Annotated in this window: 6 protein-coding genes; 3 read left to right on the forward strand and 3 right to left on the reverse strand. The window is 53.8% G+C overall.

Annotation, left to right across the window (positions count from 1 at the left end; translation table 11 throughout):
* Together K5905_RS29380 and K5905_RS29385 are read left to right on the forward strand one after the other, a co-directional pair.
* Nucleotides 1–548 (forward strand): aminotransferase class III-fold pyridoxal phosphate-dependent enzyme (locus K5905_RS29380; RefSeq protein ID WP_297591101.1); only part of this gene is annotated, 548 nt, incomplete at its 5' end.
* A 2-nt stretch (nt 549–550) separates the two neighbouring features.
* Entirely contained in the window at nt 551–1,366 is an 816-nt protein-coding gene (locus K5905_RS29385) for a 3-keto-5-aminohexanoate cleavage protein (RefSeq protein ID WP_297591103.1), read from the forward strand.
* On the opposite strand, the gene K5905_RS29390 is transcribed toward K5905_RS29385, so the two are convergent.
* The 3 genes from K5905_RS29390 to K5905_RS29400 all read right to left on the reverse strand — a co-directional run bounded on the left by K5905_RS29390 (nt 1,348) and on the right by K5905_RS29400 (nt 3,604).
* Nucleotides 1,348–2,310 carry a LysR family transcriptional regulator gene (locus K5905_RS29390; protein WP_297591106.1) on the reverse strand — a complete coding sequence of 321 codons (963 nt, stop codon included), beginning with the start codon at nt 2,308–2,310 and terminating at the stop codon, nt 1,348–1,350. The two genes, K5905_RS29385 and K5905_RS29390, sit on opposite strands and share 19 nt — an antisense overlap.
* A gap of 382 nt (nt 2,311–2,692) precedes the next feature.
* Entirely contained in the window at nt 2,693–2,980 is a 288-nt protein-coding gene (locus K5905_RS29395) for a DUF1330 domain-containing protein (RefSeq protein WP_297591109.1), read from the reverse strand.
* A gap of 27 nt (nt 2,981–3,007) precedes the next feature.
* The gene (locus K5905_RS29400; RefSeq protein WP_297591112.1) at nt 3,008–3,604 is read right to left on the reverse strand and encodes a LysE family translocator; all 597 of its coding nucleotides are present in this window, start codon (nt 3,602–3,604) and stop codon (nt 3,008–3,010) included.
* Between the two features lie 105 nt (nt 3,605–3,709).
* Between K5905_RS29400 and K5905_RS29405 the strand changes: the two genes are divergently transcribed.
* Nucleotides 3,710–3,845, forward strand: a 136-nt coding sequence (locus tag K5905_RS29405; RefSeq protein ID WP_297591114.1) for a GntR family transcriptional regulator, incomplete at its 3' end; no start/stop codon positions are given.

A 3,845-nucleotide genomic window follows, 5' to 3' on the forward strand; every position in this document is an offset into this window, starting at 1 on the left:
AGGACGGTGTTGCACCGGACATTCTGTGCATTGCCAAGGGCCTCGGTGCAGGCTACCAGCCGATTGGTGCCATGTTGTGCACGGCTGAAATCTATCAGGCCATCGAGACCGGATCCGGCTTCTTTCAGCACGGCCACACTTATATCGGCCACCCGACGGCCTGTGCGGCAGCGCTTACCGTGTTTCGCAAGCTATCAGGCGGAGTTGTGGATCGAGTATTCCCCATGGGGGAAAAACTTGATGCGGCACTCAAAGATGCCTTCGGACAGCATCCCCATGTCGGCGACATTCGGGGTCGAGGCCTTTTCCGCGGCATTGAATTTGTCGAAGACAGAAGCAGCAAGACACCGTTTGACCCCAAGCGAGGCATCAACAAGGCCTTCAAGAAGGCGGCATTCGAAGCGGGACTAATCTGTTATCCGATGGGCGGGACCATCGACGGCGTCAAGGGCGATCACGTCCTGCTTGCACCCCCATTCATTCTCGAAGATCGCCATATTGGAGAGATCACCGATAAGCTCGATCAGGCGCTGAAAGCGGTTCTCTAGAAATGACGGATACTGCGGAATTTCAACCGCTGCCATTGATCATGGCGGCGCCCAACGGCGCGCGGAAAACAAAAGACGATCATCCGGCTCTTCCCATGAGCGTTATCGAAACTGTCGAAACAGCCAAGGCCTGTCACGAAGCCGGGGCCACGGGGCTTCATGCCCTTGTTCGCAACGATGCGGGAATGCATGTTCTGGATGCCGGACTATACAAAACCCTTCTGTCCGAATTATCCCGCACCGTTCCGGAAATGCAGGTTCAGATCACCACGGAAGCTGTCGGTATCTACGGCCCACATGAACAACGTGATCTTGTGCACAAGGTAAGGCCCAAAGCCGTTTCGATAGCCCTCCGAGAGATGATTCCGGACGACGATGTTGTAGCGGCTGGAGAGTTCTACACGTGGGCACTTGGCGAAAAAATCGCCATTCAGCACATTCTTTACACCCCGCAGGATCTGGAGCACTTCTTCGCCTTCACCGCATCCGGTGTCATCCCGGGAACACATCATCAATTGCTCTTTGTGCTGGGTCGATACGCAACGGATCTGGAAAGCACGCCGGAAGATCTGGAACCGTTTCTGGAAACAATGGCACCTGCACAAGGCGGTCTGGTTCTGGACTGGGCCATTTGTGCCTTCGGACATCGGGAAACCGAATGCCTGGTGCGAGCCATTCAGATGGGCGGCAAGGCCAGGATCGGATTTGAAAACGGTATTTGGAACCGGCACGGCGATCTGGCCACCGACAACGCGGATCGAGTGCGCGATCTGATTCAGGCACTGAAAGAACAGGGCCTTTATCCTTCAGAGGATTGAATCGGGAGCGTGCTTTGGTCATCACCAAGCAGAATGGGCTCCGGACACCGGAGGCCGTCCCTGTTCAGTTCCGAGACGATCCAGTCCCGGAACAGGCGGACTTTCCTGCTGTTCTTGTTCTGGCGCGGATAACTGAGCGACCAGGATTCGTCTTTTGCTTCACATACGAGATCAAAAGGCTGAATGAGCTGACCTTCCCGTAAGGCCTGCCTGCAAAAATAAGGTGTCAGAATGGCTGCGCCCTGTCCGGCTATAGCTCTGTTGGCTTCAAGCGCCTGCGACCCCATGCGGGAGGTCGGCCATTTGGTAAGATCCGCATCGGGCAGTCCCGCCGCATCGAACCAGGTGCGCCACCAGGGATCATCCGGATCGATAATCGGAAGCTTGAGCAGATCTTCCGGACTGTTTAGCCCGCCAATGCTGTCAGCAAGCTGCGGCGCGACCATCGGTGTAAACGTCGCTGCGACCAAAGGAATATATAAGCTCCCTTTCGGCGGCAGATAACAGGCGGAAATCGTTACATCCGACTGGTCAAATTTCGGTTTCTCCCAGGGACCGTATGAAACCAGCCGTACGGCGATATCCGGATTTTGCATCTGGAATGAAAACATGCGCGATGCGAGCCAGTTCACTGCGAATGTCGTATTGCTCGAAATGACCAGTTCGCTGGCGTCTGTATCCTGCACATCCTGAAAGGTTTGCCGCATCCGGCTGAAGGCTTCTACAATGCCTTCGGCAAGAAGAGCACCCTTCTGCGTCAGCTCGATCCTGCGCGTCTTTCGTACAAAGACCGGAAAACCGAGCTTCTCCTCCAGCAGCTTTATCTGATAGCTGACGGCTGCCTGAGTGAGGCCGAGTTCGTTACCCGCTTTGGTGAAGCTCAGATGACGACAGGCAGCCTCAAAGGCGCGAATGGCAGAGAGGGGCGGCAGGTTGGTAATCATGCATAAATCTCCCTTATGCATGCTTGTTGATATTTCGTTGGTCACGTAGGCACAATGAACCGATATGTAACTCACAAAGATATGGAGTTACAACAATGTCAGATCAGGTTTGTTGCGAACAGAATGCAAGTTCAAGGAAAAGGAGAATCGCCTTTTCCCTAGTCAGGTTTATTTCAGCACTGTTCAACGCTCCTTTGAAAAAAAAGCGGGTCCGTCTCAATAGAAGCGACCTGACGCCTGAACTCAGGAAGGATATAGGGTTCGATGAAGCTCCAAGGGGCATTTCCTCGCTGGACCAGAAATGGCAGGAGGAACTTGACCGGGGATCGCGTTAGCGTTTCCTCCAGTCAATGACTTACCTGATCAATGGTCGGTGACAGACTCATTCTTCGTAAAACTGAATTTCCATTTCGCAGGCGGCATCGCGAAGAGGAATGAGCTTCTGATAGACATCAGAGGCATAGAACCGCCTGGCGGTGTGCATATCCGGATACCGGAATACAGCGGCGACATGTTGTGCTTTTTCATCGCCGCGCATGGTTGCGCGATATGTCCCGCGAACCACGACTTCAACATGCCATTCTGCCATGAGGCTTGATGCCTTACGGACATAGTCACTGAATGCTTTTGCATCCTTGATGGTCGCATAGGAGAAGTTGAGAACGGACATTTCGGCCTCAGTCATATGAAGAAGTCATTAGAGGGCGAGCGCCCAAACCGTTGCTGCCAGCATGGCGATCGCCATTGTGATGGTAATTGCCCTCATCAACGGTCCGTCACCGATCAATGCGAGGATCGAAACTCCGGCAAGCGCCCAGAGAGAATGAAAAATCAGGCCACCGAGCGAAAATCCAGTGACGAGAATGAGTGCGTTTTCATGAATGCCGAGGCCGTTACCCGCAAGGAACGTGGAAAACGCTACAAGGTTCATTGCCCAGGTTTTCGGACTGAGCGGGTGGATCAGAAGACCTTCCCAAAAGCTCGGCAGTGCGACTTCCCCTTTTGGTTTGACCGTCAATGAGATGATCCGCCACGCCAGATAGGTCATGTAGGCCATACTCAGAACCTTGAAGACAGCAACAATCGGACCGCCGCCCGCCATGACATGGCCGAGACCATAGGCGACACTGAGTTTCAGCGGCATTGATCCCAGTTGAGACGCGACGATTACCGGAAACGCCGTCCGATACCCCGCAGACGCCCCGATTGCCAGAAAAGTCAGGTTTCCCGGGCCGGGAGTGCCGGTCATGACAATGACAAACACCGCAAATGCAAGAAACGTGGCGAGGTCCATGAGTTGTCTCCAGGCAACAGATAGATACAATCGATACAAAATAGGCGGAGATACTAATTGTCTTGAGAAATTGTATCCGTCAATGTAAACATTGTTCTCATGACAATGTGGATACCCAATATTGAGGCCGTTCAGGGACCGATTTATCTGGCAATCGCAGATGCTCTGGAGGCGGACATAAGTTCCGGCACACTGGCGCAGGGGGACCGGCTGCCGCCGCAACGGGAATTGGCCTATCAGC

Source organism: Roseibium sp., from assembly GCF_025698965.1.
GTDB lineage: Bacteria > Pseudomonadota > Alphaproteobacteria > Rhizobiales > Stappiaceae > Roseibium.